Below are 19,321 nucleotides of genomic sequence, written 5' to 3'. Positions count from 1 at the left end.
GCCTGTAAAAGCGCGGTCATACCTGTTTATCGCTATTGGTATTAGTTTTCCGTCAGAATGACGTCGTCGTATTCAATCTCGAAGCGCAGCTTGTGCTTGGCCTCTTCTTGAGCCAGGCTGAGGAACAAGTTGCGAATGCCATCGTCCTCGGCGGCGGAAGCTAAATCGGTGTACAGCTTGTAGGCGGCTTTTTCGGATTTCATTGCCACGATTAATGCCTGCTGATAGTCCAGGCCGGCATCAAGATCTACCTCTACCAAATGATCACCGATCTTGAGATCCATTACTTTCTTCTCGGATTTCATCAAGATCTTGCCTTCCTTGACACCCTGGAGCTTGGCCTTGTGACGCTTCTCTTCCTCGGCAAAGTCGCGGAATATCGCCTTCATGTGTTCGTGTTTCATTTTGCCGGCCAGGTCAGTATAGAAACGGGCGGCGTCCTCCTCTTTCTCGATCGCATAATCGAGGACGGCATCGACTGAATCCAGCTTCATTGCTTCCTCCTAAACGGTTTATAATATCCGGAAATCCACCCGGAGGGCTTTCAGTCCGGATTGCTCATTCTCAACTCATGCTACGGGCTGCAAAATAATCAATCGAGGGCAAATCGCAATCGGATTTTTAAGTCAGTGAAGAACCTAAAGAATCCCCATCAGTTCTACCTCGAAGGTCAGCGTTTTGCCCGCCAAAGGATGGTTGCCGTCGACCTCGATTCGCGTATCACCAACCTTGGTTACCGTAACCTGGGCCACCTTACCCCCTTCCATCGGGATTTGAAGGCGCTGGCCGAGGTGCGGTTTGATCGTTGCCGGAATATCGGACTTATTGATCTGCATGATGTTGTTGCGGGTCCAGGGACCGAAGCCTTTCATCGGAGTCACCACGATCGTTTTCCTGGTTCCGACTTCCATTCCAATCAGACCGTCCTCGAGTCCCATTATCGTTTTGTGTTCCCCGATTTGAAGCTCGAGCGGTCCCCGGGCATAGGTGGTGTCGAACACAGTGCCGTCTTCCATCTTGCCTTCATAATGGATGCGAACCTTATCGCCCTCTTTTACTACAGCCACGGTATTCTCCTTATAATTGCTAAAAAAACTTATACCGAGGCACAATATGGGTGAGAATGGCAACGGCGCAAGCGGTTTTCGGCTTCCGGTAATTACCGGGTGGCACCGGCACTGTTCGGTCTCAGTCGGTCAATTACGCTGGTCGAAACCCAGAACAATCCATTGATTTCGCCCGAAATGCGAGGGAAGATAAGAAACCGACCGTCAGGAGTAACCATCGGACAGACGTCGTTGTGAAGGCTGTTCACATCATCGCCCAGATTGATTGCTTGGGTCCAGTTCCCAAGTGAGTCTTTGAAGCTCACGAACAGGTCGGCGCGGTTGTTTTCTTCCGGCACGCTCCTGGCGAACAGGAGATAACTCTCATCGGGAGCGATATAGGGAGAGAAGTCCCTCACATCGGTATTAACACCGGCTCCCAAATTAACCGGTTCGCCGTAGCCGTCTTCAGACCAGGGCGCCATGAAAATACCCCGACTGTTCAGATCGTCGCCGTCCTCGGAGGTGAAGTAGAGGTTGCCGTTGCCGGCCATGGTAAATTGCCAATGGGTCGCATGGGCCCGTACGATGGAATCGATCGGGTGGGGCTCGGACCAGCCCGAGGCGGTTCGATCGACATACCAGATCCGTTCCCGATCAACCGGATCGTCGGGCGGCGGCTTGCGGTAGAGGAAGTATAACCTGCTACCGTCGGGCGAGAAACAGGCCTCGCCGATGCCATAAACGGTGTCTATGATCATCCTGACTGGCCTGGTCCAACGGCCGTCCTCCATCCGGGAGTAGTAGGTGACCTGACCCATGGAGGTCCAAACGACCTCACGGCTGTCGGGAGAAAACACGGCCGAACTGTGGAAACCCTCCGGCGGTACAATGAAACCCGCGCCGAACTCGACTGCCTGGTCTCCCGGTGGTGTCTGACCCAGATACGGTCCGGTGAGTGCGGGGAAATTCTCATAAGCGGTTTCGCCCGTTGCGAACGGAACAAGAATTATCAAGAGGATGGCTGTCAGATATGCTGTTCTCATGAATCGGTGCCTTTTCTCATTAAGAAAGTTGTGGTTTCTCATTTAGGACGAACAGCACTATCATTCATCAAATCTAAAACATGGATAGAATATCCACCACGCTATTCAGGATTGGGGAAGTATGGTTTCTTTTCTATTGAATATTCCGTTGAATCGGCTGTAATTACGGAAACACTCTCACAAGGAGGTTGTTATGTCTCAGGCCGCCTTGCTTATCATTGTGTCGATCATCGTGCTCGCATTAGTGCCGATCGTACCGCAGATGATGTCGCTTCGGATTGGCGTCCTGAACGCAATTGGCCTGCGTGGTTTGGCCGCCTGGCACGACCGAAATCGCACCGTGCTGATTCCAGTGGTACGGATTATCCTTGCCGTTCTGGCGGTGACGCTTTTTCTGATCGGACTGTATTCTTGAATGGTTGTCATCAATTGAACATTTCCTGGATAATGACGTCTTTAATGCTAAAGACTTAGCAATTATTATAATTCAGGTAAGTTTGATGCGTCGCTTTCCGATTCTTCTCGTGACACTACTAATCATTTCCTGCAGCAATAACGCCAAGTCACCGCTTCAGCTAACTTTCGTTTCCAACTGTGGCTTCATTCTGGAGGCGGGGGAGAGTAAGATCGTTATCGACGGTCTCCTTACATCGAAGCAAAGCATCTACTACGCCATGCCCAGCGACTCGGTGGTGGCGTTGATCCGTGAGGCAGCGCCCCCATTCGATGACCTGGATTTGATCCTCATCACTCATGTGCACTCCGACCATTTCGACGCCGCCCTGACGGTCGAGAACATGTTGCACAATCGCCATGCGCAGTTTGTCGGCCCGCCACAGGCTGAAGATAGTCTCGAGCTACTTCCCTCGTACGAGCAGATTGACGACCGTGTTCACATTGTCCCGGCCCGCGCCGATTCGATCATCGAGTTGACGTTCGACGGGATTCTGGTGCGAGCGCTTCCCTCGAAACATTCTGCCTCGCAGGAGTTGGACTCGTTGACCGGTGAGACCTATAACGTCCATGCCAACGTCGACCACCTCGAATATGTCATTCAGTTCGAAGGCCGAACCGTCTATCACAGCGGCGATGCCGACATCAACGACTACGAACGCTACACCAGGTACGGTTTCGGCCAGGAACCGATTGACCTCGCCATGGTCGACTGGTGGGACGAACGCCCGCGTATGACCTTCGTCCAGAAGCTCATTCACGATCTCATCCGACCGCGAACCGTTGCCATGATGCATCTTGCCCCCCGGAGACCTCCCAAGGGGCATCCCGAGAGCCAGACTCTGGTAGCAGACCGCGTTCTCCTGCCGGAGCACCAACTCCAGACCTGGACGATCGAGTAAGGTGATGTCAATGTGTGGGCAATCTATAATCTGAGGCCCGATCCCGCTGAGTCGGAGTTCAGCCTTTATCCAATAGCGATCAATTAAAACACTTCTGGTTTAAGCCCTACCGCTGTTGTATTATCGTAACTTCGGGCCTGATTAGACCGTTACTTTATGAACGACTCATGTTTCTCGGGACGCTATGAGACTTTGTTGGCTTACGGACATTCACTTTGACCACCTCGACAACGAGAGTATCCATGATTTTCTCAGCATGGTCGCGGGGTACCGGCCGCAAGCGGTTCTGATCAGCGGTGATATCGGCACCGCCGAGCGAGACAATGAGTACTTCGCTCAGATCGACAAGACCTTTAACGTGCCGATCTATTTTGTTCTCGGAAACCACGACTTTTTCCACGGGGCTTTCGCTACAGTAAAAATGCAAACCATTGAGATTGTCGCCCGTTCCCGGAACCTGCACTGGCTGGACCGAAGCGAAGTGATCATGCTCGATGAAACCACATCGCTTATCGGTCATAGCTCCTGGGCCGACGGCCGTTTCGGTGACTATGAACACTCCGAGGTTCAACTCGCCGATCATGTACTCATCGGGGACCTGAACGTGGATCTGTCAGAGCGACTGCGGAATATGCAGGCGTTCACGCAGGAAGCAGCTGATCATTTCAACCGGATTTTACCCGAGGCGCTGAATCAGTCGCAGCATGTGATTGTCGTTACCCATGTGCCGCCATTCGAGGAGGCAAGCCTTTTTCGAGGTAAACCAACCGATCGCATGTGGCTGCCGTTTTATGCCTGCAAGCGGGTGGGAGAAGTACTCGTCGACCACATGGACCGGTATCCCGACAAACGGATGACAGTACTGTGTGGACACACCCACGGGCAATGTCGATACGAGCCGGTTCCCAATCTCGAGGTCCGCGTCGGAGGAGCAACTTACGGTCGCCCCGAAATTCAACAACCGACCGATTGGCCCTGGATATAACTCATAGCATGAGAAGATAAGGCTAAGAAACAAATGAAAGCCGAAATAGAAGCCCGATTCACCGACAAAATCCGCACTGAATTCGCTCATCGTTTTCTGGTGGAGCCAAAATCACTCAAGTTGCTCGATGGTTTTGAAAATCTCGTCCTTGAGGGTGTCCGCGAGGGACGCCCCTGCATTCTGCGCCTAACCCATCACACCCATCGCACGCGGGACAAGGTCGAGGCCGAGTTGGACTGGATCGATTTTCTGGCGGGCAAAGGTGCTCCGGTCTGTGTGCCGCTGCGATCACGCGAGGGGAATCTGACCGAGTATATCGAGACCGATGCCGATGGTTTCGTGGCGGTGTTATTCGAAAAAGCTCCCGGCAGTATGGTGGAACGCGATCAATGGACCCCGGCAATGACTTTCAATCGGGGTGTCATGCATGGCCGGATGCATCGTCTTACCCGCGACTACCAACCTCCCTCCGAGACTGTCCGCCGCTGGAACTGGCACGAGGAGCACGATTTCGTTGCCTACCGCGACTATCTGCCCGAGGGGGACGAAATCATCGGCGACCGTTTTGAGGAACTGCTGGATGATTTGCGTTCGATCCCGACCGACGGCGATTCTTACGGTCTCTGCCATGTCGATGCCCATACCGGGAATATCTTTTTCGACGGCGACCGGCCGACCCTGTTCGATTTCGATGACTCCGCTTATGATTTCTTCATTGCCGATCTGGCTATAGCGCTTTTCTACGCTGTCCCGAAGAAGGGAACCGAGGCGGAGATACGAGCTTTTTCACGCGAATTTCTGACTCGACTACTGGAGGGGTATCGAACCGAATTCGGACTGGACAACAAGTGGCGGGAGATGATCCCCAAAATTCTCCGTCGCCGCCAGATGGTTTTGTATGTGGCGATTTATCGCGGATTTGATTCTGATGGTTTCGATGAATTCTGCCGGGCATATATTGATCGTAACCGCTCGCGCATCATCGACCGCACACCGTTCGTCGACCTCGACTGGACCGAGTTCGAACTTTCATGAGTCGAACCGATGTCAGGTTGCAGGCAACATTACTGCTTGCGATCCCGAGTCGTTGGCGTGTGGATGTGGATTAAGAACCTTGGGAACTGACCGCCTCCCACACGACCCTCAATTCCTTTTATGTTGGCCCTGTCGCGGTGTGTTCGCATACTATCTCGTTGATTGGATTATTCACAGGTGTGACACGGAAAGGCAGGCGCGGTGGATCAACCCGAGGAACGAGAACTTCGCGAGCGAGTCGGTCGGCTCGAAAACGACATCGCAGAAATCAAGAAGGTGCTGGGGCAGCTCACCTCGCAGCCTCTGCCGCCTCCGGGGCAACCGTCCAGGATCAAACCGGTCCCGAAAATACCGACGCTGCCCCCGAAACCGCCCACATCGTCGTCCTGGAAGTTGCCGGCCAACATGCGCGGAGGTGATTTCTGGCTCAAGATCGTGGGAATTGGCCTGACCCTGTTCGGGGTGGCGTTTGCCTTCAAATATTCGATCGATCAGGGCTGGATCAATCCGCTCGTGCGACATCTGTTCGGACTGGGAGTAGGGATGATCCTGCTGTTGTTTGGTCTGCATCTCTACGGCCGACGTCCCGCCTTCGGTCAGGTGTTGCTGGGGGGGAGCATCGGGACCTTCTACATCACCTGTTTCTCGGCCTTCCAGCTCTTCGAGTTGATAACTTATCCGGTCGCCTTTGCGGGGATGGTGGCGATCTCGGTCGGATCGTTTGTGATCGCTCTGCGGCAGGATCGAGCGTTTTTCTCCGTGATAGGCACCGCCGGTGCGCTGGGGACGCCATTCCTGCTCTACACCGGCTCGGGCAATCTCCCCGGTCTGGTTCTCTACACCTGTTTGGTTTTCGTTTCGGCGGCGGCGGTCTATTTCTACAAAGGCTGGCGGCTGTTGCTCTGGCTCTCGGCGATCGGCGGCTGGATCGTCCTCGCGATTGGTGTTATTGACCTCGAAATGGATTCATGGACAGTCGTGGACGGCGACCGCTGGGCGATGCAGGCCGGTCTGGTCACGGCCTGGCTGACCTTCTGGATAACTCCGGTGGCGCGACGGGTGGCTGCGGTCAAAGCGCCGACACGATGGAGGATCGAACGACTCGGCATCGGCGACTCCGGCATCGGCAGTATGGCCCAGACCGTGCTGGATCGGCATGTGCACCTGCTTTCGGTTGGCCCGGTGCTCCTGGCGCTCATGCTGTCCTACGCGACCTGGTCCAACATCGATCCGCATGTTATCGGTTGGGTCAACATGGCCGTTGTTCCGATTTACGCCCTGGCCGCAGTGTATCTGAAAACGATCCCATCGCTCCGAGACCTCTCGTTCACTCAGGCGGCGGTCGGGATCGTGTTGTTCACTCTGGCTTTGATCAACCTGCTCTCGGGCGATACCCTCAGGTTCGTTCTGTCGAGCGAAGCTCTGACTCTGCTCGTCATTGGCCGGCACCTGTCCGACCGGCGAGTCTCTCTCGGCGGGCATCTGCTGTTCGCGGCGGTGGTCATCGGTCTTTGGTCCAGGCTCATCGTCGATCCCTCCGGAGCCCTCGGGTTTTTCAGCGAGGCGAACCTGGTCGATCTCTGGACAATCGCCTGCGTTGGGGCGGCGGCTTTCGTTTGGAACGAACCCGACACCCGTTGGATCTACGTGATCGTCGCGGCGCTTTCTCTGGCAAGGTTGTTGGGTCGCGAGTTCGAAGGCAACCTGCACCTTTTCCTGGTGACGCTCGAAGCAGCGGTCCTCAGCGTGCTGGCGTGGAGGCTGAAGGACGTCGTTCTCCGAGTTTTCTCTCACGTGTTCTGGTTGGGCACGGCGGTCTTTGTGGCCTCCCGCATGGCCGAACCGCGCCTCGTAGGACCGGCGTTTTTCAATCCGGATGCCGCTTTCAATCTCTTGCCGCTGATTCTGATCGCGGGCACGACTTTTCTCCTCGCGAACGAGGCTGAGAAGCGGACCTATTTGCTTGCAGCTCACGTCGGTTTTCTGGCCTGGCTGGCTCGGGAGCTCTTGCCGCTGGAAAACGGGCAGGGGTACATCTCGGTCGCCTGGGGTGTTTTCGGCGCAATCCTGTTGATTACCGGTCTGCGACGTAACGTCCATTTGGCGCGTCTGGTCGGACTTGGCACGCTGATGCTGGTGGTGGCCAAGATGTTCGTAGTCGATCTGGCCCGGATCGAGACAATCTGGCGCGTGTTGCTTTTCATCGGATTCGGGGGCGTGTTCCTGGCCCTCAGCTATTATTTCCCGAAGCTCTGGAAGAAGAACGCGGGGGAGTCTTCCTCGGACAAGACGTGACCGACCGCGCGGGGGTGGTGTGTGTGCGTAGTTAGAGCCGGTCGTGGGTGCGCGCGAAGCTGTAATCCTCCGGGACGCGAATGAGGCCGCGCACGTTGCGACGAAGCGGTCGTTCCACCACCGCCGAGAGGTTGTTGACGTTTCCCTCGGCGACGGTGAGCTGCGTCTTGGAGGCTTTTATCACAATCCCAATATGGTCGTGGGGGCCGGGATCGAAAATGTTGTCGTAGATTATGATATCTCCCGGAGCGGGCTTGTAACGGGCATGATTCACGGAGATGTAGAAGCCGTTCTCCGGTCGCTTGGACCATTCGAGCCAGGCTCGCACCGATGCGAACGAGCCGAACGCTTTGGTGGGGTATTGGGGGGGCAGGTCGAATCCGGCCGAGCGGAAACAATGGTAGACAAAAGCCGCGCACCAGGAGCCGTCGAACTCGCTTCGCGGTCCCTTGGGAAAGCGGTCGGTTATGGGTTTGAGGTTGGACCTTAGTCCGAGGACTTTTCCGTGGAACGGCTTACGGGCCATTTGCTCCGCGACCTCGGCGAGCCGCCTGCGTTTGGTCATAGATGTCACTCCTTTGCGTCCCGGAAGCTACGAGAAGAGGCGTCAGCTTCCTTGGAACCTGACAAAGCTCAATTTCCCCCAATAAAAAAGTACGCCATCAGGGACTCGAACCCCGGACCCGCTGATTAAGAGTCAGCTGCTCTACCAACTGAGCTAATGGCGCACAAAAAAAGAACAAACGTTTACACGCTTGACTGGTAGTCGTCTATTTCAAAGAACTAAAACCAAACCGTCAAGGGCTCGGCCTGCGCAGAGAATATATAGGCTTGCCCAAAAATGGCAAGGAATTTTACAGGCCAAATTAGGCCCTTCTCAATCCTCGGTCTGCTTGCTAACGAGCCGGCCAAATATAATACGCTTGATCCCGGTCCCGGCGAGGGAAAAAACGCCGCCCGTGAGCCCGACCGAAACCGGCCGCGCCTAGTACTCGCCGCGCTCCGGGACGATACAGATGAACTCCAGCTCCTCATCGAACGGATTCTCGAACTGGTGATTGGCGTTCGGCGGTACGAAGGCAAAATCCCCGGCGGCCAGTTCGTGAGCCTCTCCGTCGATAGTAAGTTTCCCGCGCCCCTTCATGATGTAGTTGACATGTTCCCAGTCGTGAGAATGGCGAGGGGTGCAACCGCCCGGCTTGAGTCGAAACGTGCGTACCACATGCTCGGGCCAGATATCGGCGTTCATCGGCACCGCTTTGGAGGCATCGCGCACACCGTCCATAATGATCGGTGTGTATTCTATGTCTTCGTATTTGATAACCGGCATAATTCTCTCCTGTCGTTAAGCCTGTTGATCAGTCTTACGAGACGGCATGTTGCCGGAGAGTCAAGTTCCCGACTGTGCAACCGGGGATCTCGACCTCGCGTAGCGGGTGAACTCGTATCGCCCCGGCGACGGTTGTGTCTCCGACGCCGTCCGGTCGTCAGGCTGTTTCAACAAGCGCGATTGTTTGAGAGAATATAACAGGCAAAAACGGAAAAAGTGCAAAAGAAAAGGTCCGCTCTCGGGGAGAGGGCGGACCTTTAAGAAGAGTAAATTCCAATTACGTGGCAAGGCCTACTGCTGGCGACGGTTCGAACGACGATTCGTACGACGAACGTTGCTGGCGCGGTAGGTGCGCTTGTTCTGCTGCTGACGCTTCGCGACCTTGCGGTTGGTAGTGGTCTGGCGGGTGACCGGCTTACGGAAGGCATTGGCCGGGCCACGATTGCCGCGCCACACTGACGGGCTAGCCTTCTGGATGTTCAGATCCACAGCCTTGTAGCGCACAGAGTAGACCGTGCGGCCGAGCTGGCGGGCACACCAGGTGGTTTCGTACTTGCGGTAGTATTTCCGCATGAACGCGATTTCTTCTCTGGTCCACGGACGAGCCACACGACGGGTCTTGCGCGGGGTAACCGCACGACGGGTCTTTCTCTGTGGTTTACGCGTAGCCATAATAACTCCTTGTTTGAAGCGTTAAGGTATGCGAACACACATTGTTTGAATGACGGCATTCGCAGTTTGCTTTTTCTATAGCATTAGCATCGGCTGTGAGATAAAATCCTTAACGCCAACTGATTAACTTTTTGCATGGATCATTCCCCCTCGGACCGGTCAGGTCCATCTTTTGTCGCTGCCCTGAAAAGTTCCTCAGAATTCATTACAGCCGTTTAAATCATTCTCAGGATACGGCGTCAACCTGTCGTTTTGAAACATCCGGTGGGGGAGAAAACCTATAACATAGAGCAGGAAACCGCTCTGCGAGCGGGATTGCGGTCGCAACGACAAATCTCTTTACGGATTGTCGATCGAAACCGATCGTGCTAAAAATCCATTCCAAAATGTTAGTTGCCAGACGTTGAGGGGCGGATTAGGTTGAAATCGGGTCAGGAGAGAAGATGAAAAGTGAGTATCTCAAAGCAGCTTTATTTCTGATTTTTACGGCAGCCTTCTTCTATTTGTTCTATCTGATCATGGCGCCGTTCTTCGCGCCGCTCTGCTGGGGAGCGGTTCTGACGATCATTTTCTATCCGCTTTACACTCGTATCTGCCGGAACAAATTCTTTCATGTTCCGAAATGGCTCGCTTCGGTGGTTGTTATCGTGATCGTGGTGCTGGTTATAATCGGCCCGATCGCCTACCTGTTCGTCGCCCTGGTTAACGAGGTAACCGCGGCTGTGGCCAAGGTCAACGAGATGTATAAAAATGGAGAGCTGGACAGCCTCCTGTCGTTCAATGTCCCCTGGATCGAGACGGTCAAGCTGAAACTGGCCAAATACTACGATATCTCCCAGATCAATCTCGATCAAATCGCCAAGGATGCCATCAATCGTGTTTCCGGAGTGGTGCTCAATCAAACCAGTTGGCTGGTAACCAACGGCACCAAGGCGGTGTTCTATTTCATCTTGACGCTGTTCACGATGTACTATTTCTTCATCGACGGCGAACGCCTGGTGGCCAAGGTAAAACGCTTGATTCCCCTTTCGGATGCGGATCAGGTGGAGTCGATCTTTGCCCAGTTACATAGTATTACTCATGCCACGATGTTCGGCGGGACGATGGTTGCCCTGCTCCAGGGATTCATCGGCGGGGTGCTTTTCGCCGCGGTCGGCATCGGTTCACCCGTCTTCTGGGGAGCGCTGATGGCCTTTCTGGCTATCATTCCTTTCGTCGGGGCATCGATTGTTTATATCCCGGCCGGGATAATCCTGATCCTCGGCGGATCATGGATCAAGGGGATCGTGGTGCTGGCGGTGGGCGGAGTCATCATTAGCCAGATCGACAATGTCGTCCGGCCCTTGTTGATATCCAAGGGAGCCCAGATTCATCCGCTGCTGTTGTTCTTCGCCATCATGGGCGGGATCAGCCTGTTCGGTATCCTGGGGCTGGTGGTCGGTCCGCTGATCGCAGCGGTCTTTATGACTCTTCTGCACATTTTGGATTTCCGTCTCAATCCCGAAAGAGAATCACCAGATTTATAATAACCCGCCGGGTATAGGTTGATTTCGTGAAGGGCCGACAACCTCGTTGGCCTCTTTTTTTCAATGTCTGACAATGACGCGGAGGTCAATTGTGTCACCTGTGTGGCCGGTTTGTAGCCTGAACCTTCCCACCCGAGGGTAGTGTTGACAAACCTCCATCGTGGCGGAGACAAGCCCCGCCGCTACGTGTTAAAGAGCCCTAACCCTCGCGTAGCGGGCGGCCTTGTGTTGCTCGCATTACTGACGTGATTTGTGCGAATGTCCGAGCGTAGGACTTTTTCAACATTCCCCGAGGGGGGGAGCGCCAGGGTCGACAGTAGGGTATGTCTCTCCGAGACATGCCATGGTGTTGTCGGTATGATTTCTAATCCTGCCCGTGGACGGGTGGGCCACCGGACCACCATTACCTGCGAACACGCGGGTTCGAAGACGGACCCGCGCTACGGGTTAATTAGAAGTTGCAGAAACAGGGGCAGACGAGACGTCTGCCGCCCACGAAGAAGTAGATCGGGGAAGGCGATACGCGAGCGCGTTGCGCCCTTTCTCATCTCTGGATGCCGGCCTTCGCCGGCAAGACATTCCCCGGGGCAGACGAGACGTCTGCCGCCCACGAAATGGTGTTGTCGGTATGATTTCTAATCCTGCCCGTGGACGGGTAGGCCACTAGCGAGTTTCTGTCGCTATCGCAGTGCAGGGTCAGGCTTCGCCGCGTTTGTATTTGTCGAACAGGCGACCCCATTCGGTCTCGGAAAACTTGCGGATGATGGATTTCCCGACTGTCGGGTACCAGAGCCAGTCGTGGTAGATATTGGATGCCGCCGGCGCCCAGACCACTAACGGTGAGTGCAGCGCAATCTTCTCTAGGAACCGCAGCGGTCCCTTTCGAAGCATCTGATCCCCCCAGATAACGAACGACTTCTTGGTATGGAAATGGAAGTTAATCTCGTCGATATCTTCCCCCTTGATCTCCATATCCTTGTATTCGGCGCAGCCGAGACCGCGCTCGTGGCACATGCGGAGATAGGGAATACTCATCGGATCGAAACCCATGAGTCGCGCCGCCACGGCGTCGATCGCCACCGAATCGGAAGAGGCCAGAATCAGATTCTTGCTGTGTGGAATCATTGTTCTCGGACCGGCCCCGTCGCCTGCCACGGTGCCGTCCATCACCGCCAGGATGTTCGGATGAAGTTCCTTCTGCATCAGCATCAGGTCGACCAGCACCTCGTGCATGTATTTATGAGCGTAATGGCGCACCTCGCGCAGGAGACCGCCGAAAGAGTTCTTGATCGAGCCGGTAGTGGTCGAATGGCCGTGTGTCTTGACCGTCGGCAGATGGATAATCTGTTTACCGACGTACATCTTGGGAATCTGGATGCCCTCGGGGAAAATCTCGTTGAGCTTGAGCAGTTCCGATTTGAAATTATAAACGATCCATTCCACCCCCGGCAGCGGGGTAAAGCCCAGACCGTATTTTTTGAGGATCGGCATCCAGAGATTGTTGTGAGCGCCTTTGATCGGATTGGTTACTACGGTCTTGTTTTCAACCGGGATGAGTTTATCCTTTTCATAGCCGTCCTCGACCATTGTCCGGACCAGCCCCTCGACCTGCCAGGGTTGTGAAGAACAGGCCGGGAAGTATTTAGTCCAGGAGAGATTCAATTTGATCAGGGTGTCCTGGCTTTTATCGATGATGTTTTGATAATCGATCAACTCGAGGAGTTTACGGTAGTCTTCCACGACTCGGGTTGAGTCGGTTCTGAGGACGGCGACGGTGGCTTTACTCATGAGTTCCCATTTTCGATACGGTTAAATTCATATAGAACGAGGGCGAATATAACCCTGTAGCGGAAGTATGTCAAACGGGTGGAAAGGTTGTTTCAAGGGACAAGTCTCCCGAGACAACATCATATAATTAACTTTTAAGGTATTCTTCTGAAAATTGCTAAATTTTCGCACAGTTAAGCCGATATGAATCAAAAGGTAAAGAGAATAGGATACAATCTGTTAGGGCTACCCTGTGAGGGTGATTTTGCTTGCTTTTACTGTATCAGGAAGTTATAGTCATAGCTTAGCATTGAACCTTCCAACCATTCATGCAGAAGACATGTCGAGGTTGGTTAAAGTGATGGCGGGCAAGGCCAGGAGGAGGATAACAGCCCTCAAACGTGTCGTTTTTCCGACTTTTTTATCCTTGACACGGTTTTTCAGTTCAAATATGTTTAACTCCGATTTTGGTGTCTTCCGCCAATTAGAAGGTTTTACGGCATAATGGTTTACATCATTTAGCCGATAGTAGGCGGAAGGTAACGTTGACAAAGATTGATAAGAAATATATAGAATACGAATACGAGGTTAGAACAAGCAAAGGAGGTTTTCTTGAAAGAAAGCCGGGACATGGTGGCCTTAGCATGTTCGTCGCTTGAATCCCGGGGGAAGAGTTTTGAAGTTGACGGAACAACTTCCTATCAATGGATTGTGAGAGAATTACGAAATCAAACAGGTTTCTTAAAGGAGTAAATGGAATGAGAAGAAACACAAAGTTTCTGTTGCTGTTCGCAATACTTGTGACCAGCATCATGGCCGTGTACTTCGTTAGCGGTTGTGGGGACGACACCACCAATATCACGGTGCCGGACAACACTAACGACACGACAAACAACAACAATAACGACACGATCGTCAATATCGAAGCCGACGACGAAGTTATTGGTTCGGTACAGGGTATCGTAACCAGCACCTATGACAATTCCGTGTTGTCCGGTGTGACGGTTACCTGGACGAAGAACGATCAGTCCTTCACCTACGCTACCAACGCTGCCGGTTATTACCTGATCGATGACTCGCTTTCTTCCGGTTATTACGAACTGACCTTCACCCTGACCGGTTACACGATCATTAACGCCACCGTGTACATCCCGACGATCGAAGAGATCCGCGGCAGCACCTCCGACGAGGCGGCCGGCGACGAAGAGTACATGGAGACGATGAACGTCCAGTTGTATCCGATGACTGCTACCGTGACCGGTACGATCTATACCGCTATGCCCGATATGCCTGCTGCTGCCGGTAAGGATGCCCCGATCATGGCTCAGGACGACTTCGATCCGGCTGTCGGTCTGGCTGCCGGAGTGGATGTGGTACTTGACTACAGCACTTTGCTCGGCTACTACTACGAAGATTCCTATTACTATTACAGTGACGCTCGCTTCCAGGTTAACAAGTACAACGCCACCACCGATGCCAACGGTGTTTTCACCTTTAACAACGTGCCGCTGGTCATCGATAACTGGTTCTATGATTCCGGTGCGAAGAAAGATGGAACGCCCGATATGGCTTCCGGTTCTCCGTGGACCGGCGTAAGATTGCTGATTATGCCGTTCACCCTGAATGATTCGGCTTATGCTTATTGCGTCTACAATTTCATCATGAATCCGGGTACTACCACTTTGCCGAATCTGTTTGTACCGCTGGCCGGCAGTGGTGACGAACCGGTTGCTACCAACAAACCGGCTATTCTGACTTATAACTTCGAACAGCCTGGTTTCCTGGTTGATGAGAACCTGGTTCTCACCTTCTCCAAGTCGATGGATTCGGTTATGTTCGACTTCGATCTGCCGTTCGACTTTGGCTATACCTGGGCCAACACTTACCGTACTCTGACCATCAATCCGGCTCTCGACCTGGTTCCCGATCAGAGATACATCATTAAGCTGTACGGTTACGGTTTGAACGGACTCGAGCTGTACGGTGGTGAGTTCATGGATACTCTGTACACCCAGCAGGGTATGCGGTTCGTGACCACCAACCTCGATGACTACGGCGCCACCGACGGCACCGATGACTTCACGCAGATTCCTCTTGCCACGGCGATCACTTTGACCTTCGATATGAACGTCGATCTGTCCGAAGGCTTCATCGAGCTGCGCGACATCGACGGCGGCAACCGCCTGGTCAACTTCGCGTCTTCCGGCGACGGCACCCAGACTGTAACGATTACTCCGACCCAGATTCTGGAATCCGATCATCGCTACAGCCTCGATTTCGAAATCTATTCGACTCTGCGTAACGATTATGTTACGGATGCCGAAGTTGCCACCGGCGCGCTGACTTTCCGTACCGTTTATACCGGTCCGGCTATGGTCGCTCCGACCAATTTCGTGATCAACTATGACGAGATGGGCGGCGATGACTGGGTTGCCGACTGGGACAACACTTCGTTCTACTTCCAGTGGACTTCGGTTCCGGGCGCTGATTACTATCAGATTTTCGCCAAGGACAACATAAACAACACCGACGTTGTTCTGGTTGAAGACAGTGTTCAGGATTACAGCTACCTGCAGCGTCAGGTAGGTTCGGTTGACCTGACCAGCGGCTCGAATACTCAGTTTGACCTGTACTTCGACGACCTCGTTCAGACTCCGTTCTCCGGCGCTACCGAGGTGACTTTCTATGTCCGTGCGGTCGATCCGCTGGGCAACGCCGGTCCGTTCTCGGCCGGTATCACCATAGCTGATGAAGTCGAACCGGTCTTCATGGCCCATCAGGTCGGCAATGCCGACAATGCGGGTGGTGAAGAGTCATCAACCTTCTACATCGGCATTGGTCCTGATCTGCTCAAGGCTATGTCCTTGTTCGAATATCTCGGTGCGATCGAGTGCAGCTTCATTGAAGCCGGTGGTGATCCGAACTTCGTGCTGACTTCCGCAGCCGTTGAGTGGACCTTCGGCAACGACATGCGCTCCGTTTACGGTGTTGTGACCGTTCCGGCCGGCGCTACAGCCTCGGGCGATATGATGATTATCAACCTGTACGACAACAGCAACAACATGGCTGTTGACACGATCTATCTGTACCCGTGGGTGACAATTACCTCTCCAGTCGATACCACTTCGACCTTCATGGCTCAGGAGTTCCTGGTAACCTGGAACTCGACCGATCCCGAAGGCCTGTACAATATCTTTGACATGTACCTGTCGCTGGACGGCGGCACGACCTGGTTCGACACCCTGCTCAACGTTGAAGATGACGGTTCTGAGACTATCGACGTTGATGATACTCTGTTCTCGACCACGGCCATGATCGGTCTGCAGGACACCACCGCCGGCGGCGGCTGGATCTGGACCTCCGACCTGTTCACCTGGGCCGGTCTCAAGCTGACCGCTCCGGACTCCTCGACCTATGACACTATTACCACTATTTACGATGAAGGCGGCATTGACTCGACCGGTATTCCGATCGCGTTCAGCTATGCCGGTCTTGACAGCATCCAAGTGTTTTACATGTTGTCTCCCGGTGGTTTAATACGCGTTGTCGATACCATCGTTACCGATGGCTCCGGTACCTACAGCTACACCTGGTATCCTGAAGACCGTGGTGAGAATTACACTTGCTACCTCGGCATCCGGGCTCTCAGTTATTCGCACCCGATTCACTATTTCGGTTGGGGCATTGATGTAATTCACGACTATGTAGACATTACTGGCCCGATGGCTGCCGACTGCATCACGGGTGGTGCTGACACCGTGATCACCTGGACTTCGGATTTCAACCCGGCTTCCTCGCAGATCGTGCTTCAGTACTCGCTCGACGACACCACTACTTGGACAACCCTGGCCGATACCGTTGCCAACGACGGTGTATTTATCTGGTCAGTTGGCAGCACCATTCCGTCGAATGATTCTGCCTGGGTCCGGATTCTGAACCAGGACGATGTTGTACTCGACCTCGAAGGTCCGTTCAGTGTCAGCGGTATCGTTCTCGATTCTCCGCTGGTCGGCACCGAGTGGCGCGGCGGCACCTCCCACAACATCCTGTGGAGCACCGTCTGTTCACCGGGTACGATTGATCTGTACTACTCGCACGATAATTTCGTGACCGACTCGACTCTGATCGTGGCCAACACCGCCGATGACGGCACCCATACCTGGAGTGTCCCGAACACAGCCGATGCCAACGTTTGGATTCGTGCCTTCACGAACACGCACAACACCTATACGACAGCCGGTCCGTTCACTATCTCAGGTGTGACCCTGACCGATCCTAACGGTGGTGAGGTCCTGTCGAGCGGCGGCAGCTACTTGATCACGTGGAATACTATCGGTACTCTGATGGATTCTGTCGGTCTGCACTATTCGATCAACGGCGGCTCCTGGACCCTGATCGCGGATGATATCCCGAACACAGGTTCTTATACCTGGACCGTGGCTAATAATCCGGCCGATTCAGTGTCCATCCGCGTAGGTAAGAATCAGACCTATAACGGTAATGACGTCTGCGATGCTCCGTTCAAGATTGCCGGTATCATCGTTACCTCTCCGAACGGCGGTGAGACCTGGACTCTGAACCACGCTGAGACGATTACCTGGGAAGAGATCTCGATTACCAGCGCGGTCAAGATTGAGTACACGCTCAATATGACCGATTACTACATAATCCCCGGTGCTTCCAGCATTGCGGCGGGTACTAAGACCTTTAACTGGGATCTGAACCCGAGCAATGACCCGAATCTTGCGGCATCAAATACTTGTTTGATCCGCATCACCGAGGCGAGCGGTCTTGAGCCGATGAGTGACGCTTCCAACACGTCATTTGAGATCGTAGCTCCGTAAGTGTTGTCACACTGACATTATTACCGGCGGCCACTTTATGTGGCCGCCGGTTTTTTTGTGCCTGTAATCTTGATGGGGGGTGGGCAGACATAGGGGCAGACGAGACGTCTGCCGCCCACCATGTTGCTGTTTTATTGTGACAACTATGTCTGGTTTGTACAAAATCACTTCGGTGGCCCACCCGTCCACGGGTGGGCCACCGAAAGCGGAAGGATGTGCTGATATTCCCACCGTGGACGGGTGGGCCACCAATGCGTTTTATCGATATCCAATCCCCTCAGGAGGGAAATTTCAATTAGTGCGAAATTACTTTTTCACCAGTTCCCGGTAGCACTCCGGGCGGCGGTCATTGAAAGCATGATTGCGGGGAGTGAGCATCTTATCGCGAGCCATCGCGATGTCGACATCAGCCGAGATAAACTCTTCACCCGTTGAGGTTCCCTCGGCGATCACTTCTGCTTTGGGACTCGCAATGATCGACCTGCCGGTGAAGGTCAGTTCGCCTTCGGTTCCGACGCGGTTGGCCGTCATTACGAATACCCGGTTACAGACGGCATGAGTGGGAATCGCTTTCTGACAAAGCTCGGGCAGGACGAGGTTGGAAGGATGACAGATGATGTCCGCTCCCTTGAGGGCGAGTATTCGCCACACCTCGGGGAAGAGCCAGTCGAAGCAGACCAGCATACCGATCCGAGCCGAACCGATATCGAACAGGGGCAGTCCAAGATCACCTGGTTGGAAGATATCTTTCTCGTTCCAAAACAGATGGATTTTACGGTACTTTCCAATCGGACCGGCAGGGCCGATTAACACGGCGGTGTTGTAAAGATAACTGCTGTCTCGCTCGTTTAATCCGGACACTACGTGAGTGTTGTGTAGTTTGCAGTATTCTGTGAGATATTGCACGAAAGGGCCATCCTCGGCGGATTCAGCCAATTCACGGGCTTGTGTTGGGCTGGAGAAGTTATAGCCGCTGTTACACAGCTCGGGGAGAACGATCAGATCCGCGTCAGTTGCTTGATCCAGGAGAGGCTGGAGCCTGGCGATAGTTGCTGCCCGATCTCCCAGCACCGGCGCAATTTGAATAATGCCAAGTTTCATCAGGAATCCTGTGCTTAATGTGGTGTCTGCATTAATCGGACATTACGATTTATGGACAGGGTAGTCAAGTCTTGCATAGATTGAGCTCATGGTGGCTCTTTGGAACCTGCCCGCAAGTGGCAGTATTGCCGTAGTGCAGGTCCGTCTTCGAACCTGCGCACGGAATGCGAGGTTAGGACTCTAAAACACGTAGCGGCGGGGCTTGTCTCCGCCGCATAAGAGGTTTTTCAACACTCCCCGTAGCGCGGGATCCCCGCGATCCCTCGATATGATCCCGCTTACCACCTCGTATCACGTTTTTACTGCGAAAGCGGGGATA

General features: G+C 53.8%; 15 protein-coding genes and 1 tRNA gene. 7 read left to right on the top strand and 9 right to left on the bottom strand.

The window, feature by feature from the left end:
* Positions 1-41: 41 nt before the first annotated feature.
* The 3 genes from PLF13_01260 to PLF13_01250 all read right to left on the bottom strand — a co-directional run bounded on the left by PLF13_01260 (position 42) and on the right by PLF13_01250 (position 2,092).
* Positions 42-494 (bottom strand): ferritin family protein, encoded by a 453-nt coding sequence (locus PLF13_01260; protein HOP05896.1) that lies wholly within the window; start codon positions 492-494, stop codon positions 42-44.
* Between the two features lie 144 nt (positions 495-638).
* A complete protein-coding gene (locus tag PLF13_01255; protein ID HOP05895.1) occupies positions 639-1,067 on the bottom strand; it encodes an FKBP-type peptidyl-prolyl cis-trans isomerase in 429 nt (142 codons plus the stop codon).
* 92 nt (positions 1,068-1,159) lie between these two features.
* Positions 1,160-2,092: a hypothetical protein gene (locus tag PLF13_01250; GenBank protein ID HOP05894.1), complete on the bottom strand. Its 933-nt coding sequence runs from the start codon at positions 2,090-2,092 to the stop codon at positions 1,160-1,162.
* 193 nt (positions 2,093-2,285) lie between these two features.
* Between PLF13_01250 and PLF13_01245 the strand changes: the two genes are divergently transcribed.
* The 5 genes from PLF13_01245 (at position 2,286) to PLF13_01225 (ending at position 7,762) form a co-directional block, all read left to right on the top strand.
* On the top strand, positions 2,286-2,507 hold the full coding sequence (locus tag PLF13_01245) for a hypothetical protein (GenBank protein ID HOP05893.1): 222 nt from the start codon (positions 2,286-2,288) through the stop codon (positions 2,505-2,507).
* 85 nt (positions 2,508-2,592) lie between these two features.
* The gene (locus PLF13_01240; GenBank protein HOP05892.1) at positions 2,593-3,447 is read left to right on the top strand and encodes an MBL fold metallo-hydrolase; all 855 of its coding nucleotides are present in this window, start codon (positions 2,593-2,595) and stop codon (positions 3,445-3,447) included.
* Between the two features lie 184 nt (positions 3,448-3,631).
* Positions 3,632-4,432: a metallophosphoesterase gene (locus PLF13_01235; protein ID HOP05891.1), complete on the top strand. Its 801-nt coding sequence runs from the start codon at positions 3,632-3,634 to the stop codon at positions 4,430-4,432.
* Positions 4,433-4,465: 33 nt separating this feature from the next.
* Positions 4,466-5,467, top strand: coding sequence for a phosphotransferase (locus PLF13_01230; GenBank protein ID HOP05890.1), 1,002 nt, complete (start codon positions 4,466-4,468; stop codon positions 5,465-5,467).
* A 201-nt stretch (positions 5,468-5,668) separates the two neighbouring features.
* Positions 5,669-7,762, top strand: a complete 2,094-nt coding sequence (locus PLF13_01225) for a DUF2339 domain-containing protein (GenBank protein HOP05889.1) — start codon at positions 5,669-5,671, stop codon at positions 7,760-7,762.
* Positions 7,763-7,793: 31 nt separating this feature from the next.
* Here PLF13_01225 and PLF13_01220 read toward each other — a convergent pair whose 3' ends face one another.
* The 4 genes from PLF13_01220 to PLF13_01205 form a co-directional block, all read right to left on the bottom strand.
* Positions 7,794-8,327: a CHAP domain-containing protein gene (locus tag PLF13_01220; GenBank protein ID HOP05888.1), complete on the bottom strand. Its 534-nt coding sequence runs from the start codon at positions 8,325-8,327 to the stop codon at positions 7,794-7,796.
* A gap of 90 nt (positions 8,328-8,417) precedes the next feature.
* Positions 8,418-8,490 (bottom strand) — tRNA-Lys (locus PLF13_01215).
* A 257-nt stretch (positions 8,491-8,747) separates the two neighbouring features.
* Positions 8,748-9,092, bottom strand: coding sequence for a cupin domain-containing protein (locus PLF13_01210; protein HOP05887.1), 345 nt, complete (start codon positions 9,090-9,092; stop codon positions 8,748-8,750).
* Between the two features lie 291 nt (positions 9,093-9,383).
* Positions 9,384-9,764, bottom strand: coding sequence for a hypothetical protein (locus tag PLF13_01205; protein HOP05886.1), 381 nt, complete (start codon positions 9,762-9,764; stop codon positions 9,384-9,386).
* Between the two features lie 443 nt (positions 9,765-10,207).
* Between PLF13_01205 and PLF13_01200 the strand changes: the two genes are divergently transcribed.
* Positions 10,208-11,290: an AI-2E family transporter gene (locus PLF13_01200; GenBank protein HOP05885.1), complete on the top strand. Its 1,083-nt coding sequence runs from the start codon at positions 10,208-10,210 to the stop codon at positions 11,288-11,290.
* A gap of 696 nt (positions 11,291-11,986) precedes the next feature.
* Here the strand turns inward: PLF13_01200 and PLF13_01195 are convergent.
* Positions 11,987-13,078 (bottom strand): DUF362 domain-containing protein, encoded by a 1,092-nt coding sequence (locus PLF13_01195; protein ID HOP05884.1) that lies wholly within the window; start codon positions 13,076-13,078, stop codon positions 11,987-11,989.
* Positions 13,079-13,815: 737 nt separating this feature from the next.
* On the opposite strand from PLF13_01195, the gene PLF13_01190 reads away from it, so the two are divergent.
* Complete coding sequence (locus PLF13_01190; protein ID HOP05883.1) at positions 13,816-17,901, top strand: hypothetical protein; 4,086 nt, start codon at positions 13,816-13,818, stop codon at positions 17,899-17,901.
* 306 nt (positions 17,902-18,207) lie between these two features.
* Here PLF13_01190 and PLF13_01185 read toward each other — a convergent pair whose 3' ends face one another.
* Positions 18,208-19,002, bottom strand: a complete 795-nt coding sequence (locus PLF13_01185) for a nitrilase-related carbon-nitrogen hydrolase (GenBank protein HOP05882.1) — start codon at positions 19,000-19,002, stop codon at positions 18,208-18,210.
* Positions 19,003-19,321: the final 319 nt, after the last annotated feature.

The sequence above is a fragment of the Candidatus Zixiibacteriota bacterium genome, assembly GCA_035380245.1.
Classification (GTDB): domain Bacteria; phylum Zixibacteria; class MSB-5A5; order GN15; family FEB-12; genus DAOSXA01.
This window is presented reverse-complemented; position numbering and strand designations above follow the sequence as displayed.

Coding starts and splice junctions, on each gene's coding strand:
- PLF13_01230 (HOP05890.1), top strand. CDS start 4,466: ATGAAAGCCGAAATAGAAGCCCGATTCACCGACAAAATCCGCACTGAA.
- PLF13_01245 (HOP05893.1), top strand. CDS start 2,286: ATGTCTCAGGCCGCCTTGCTTATCATTGTGTCGATCATCGTGCTCGCA.
- PLF13_01210 (HOP05887.1), bottom strand. CDS start 9,092: ATGCCGGTTATCAAATACGAAGACATAGAATACACACCGATCATTATG.
- PLF13_01205 (HOP05886.1), bottom strand. CDS start 9,764: ATGGCTACGCGTAAACCACAGAGAAAGACCCGTCGTGCGGTTACCCCG.
- PLF13_01240 (HOP05892.1), top strand. CDS start 2,593: ATGCGTCGCTTTCCGATTCTTCTCGTGACACTACTAATCATTTCCTGC.
- PLF13_01185 (HOP05882.1), bottom strand. CDS start 19,002: ATGAAACTTGGCATTATTCAAATTGCGCCGGTGCTGGGAGATCGGGCA.
- PLF13_01220 (HOP05888.1), bottom strand. CDS start 8,327: ATGACCAAACGCAGGCGGCTCGCCGAGGTCGCGGAGCAAATGGCCCGT.
- PLF13_01200 (HOP05885.1), top strand. CDS start 10,208: ATGAAAAGTGAGTATCTCAAAGCAGCTTTATTTCTGATTTTTACGGCA.
- PLF13_01260 (HOP05896.1), bottom strand. CDS start 494: ATGAAGCTGGATTCAGTCGATGCCGTCCTCGATTATGCGATCGAGAAA.
- PLF13_01195 (HOP05884.1), bottom strand. CDS start 13,078: ATGAGTAAAGCCACCGTCGCCGTCCTCAGAACCGACTCAACCCGAGTC.
- PLF13_01250 (HOP05894.1), bottom strand. CDS start 2,092: ATGAGAACAGCATATCTGACAGCCATCCTCTTGATAATTCTTGTTCCG.
- PLF13_01190 (HOP05883.1), top strand. CDS start 13,816: ATGAGAAGAAACACAAAGTTTCTGTTGCTGTTCGCAATACTTGTGACC.
- PLF13_01235 (HOP05891.1), top strand. CDS start 3,632: ATGAGACTTTGTTGGCTTACGGACATTCACTTTGACCACCTCGACAAC.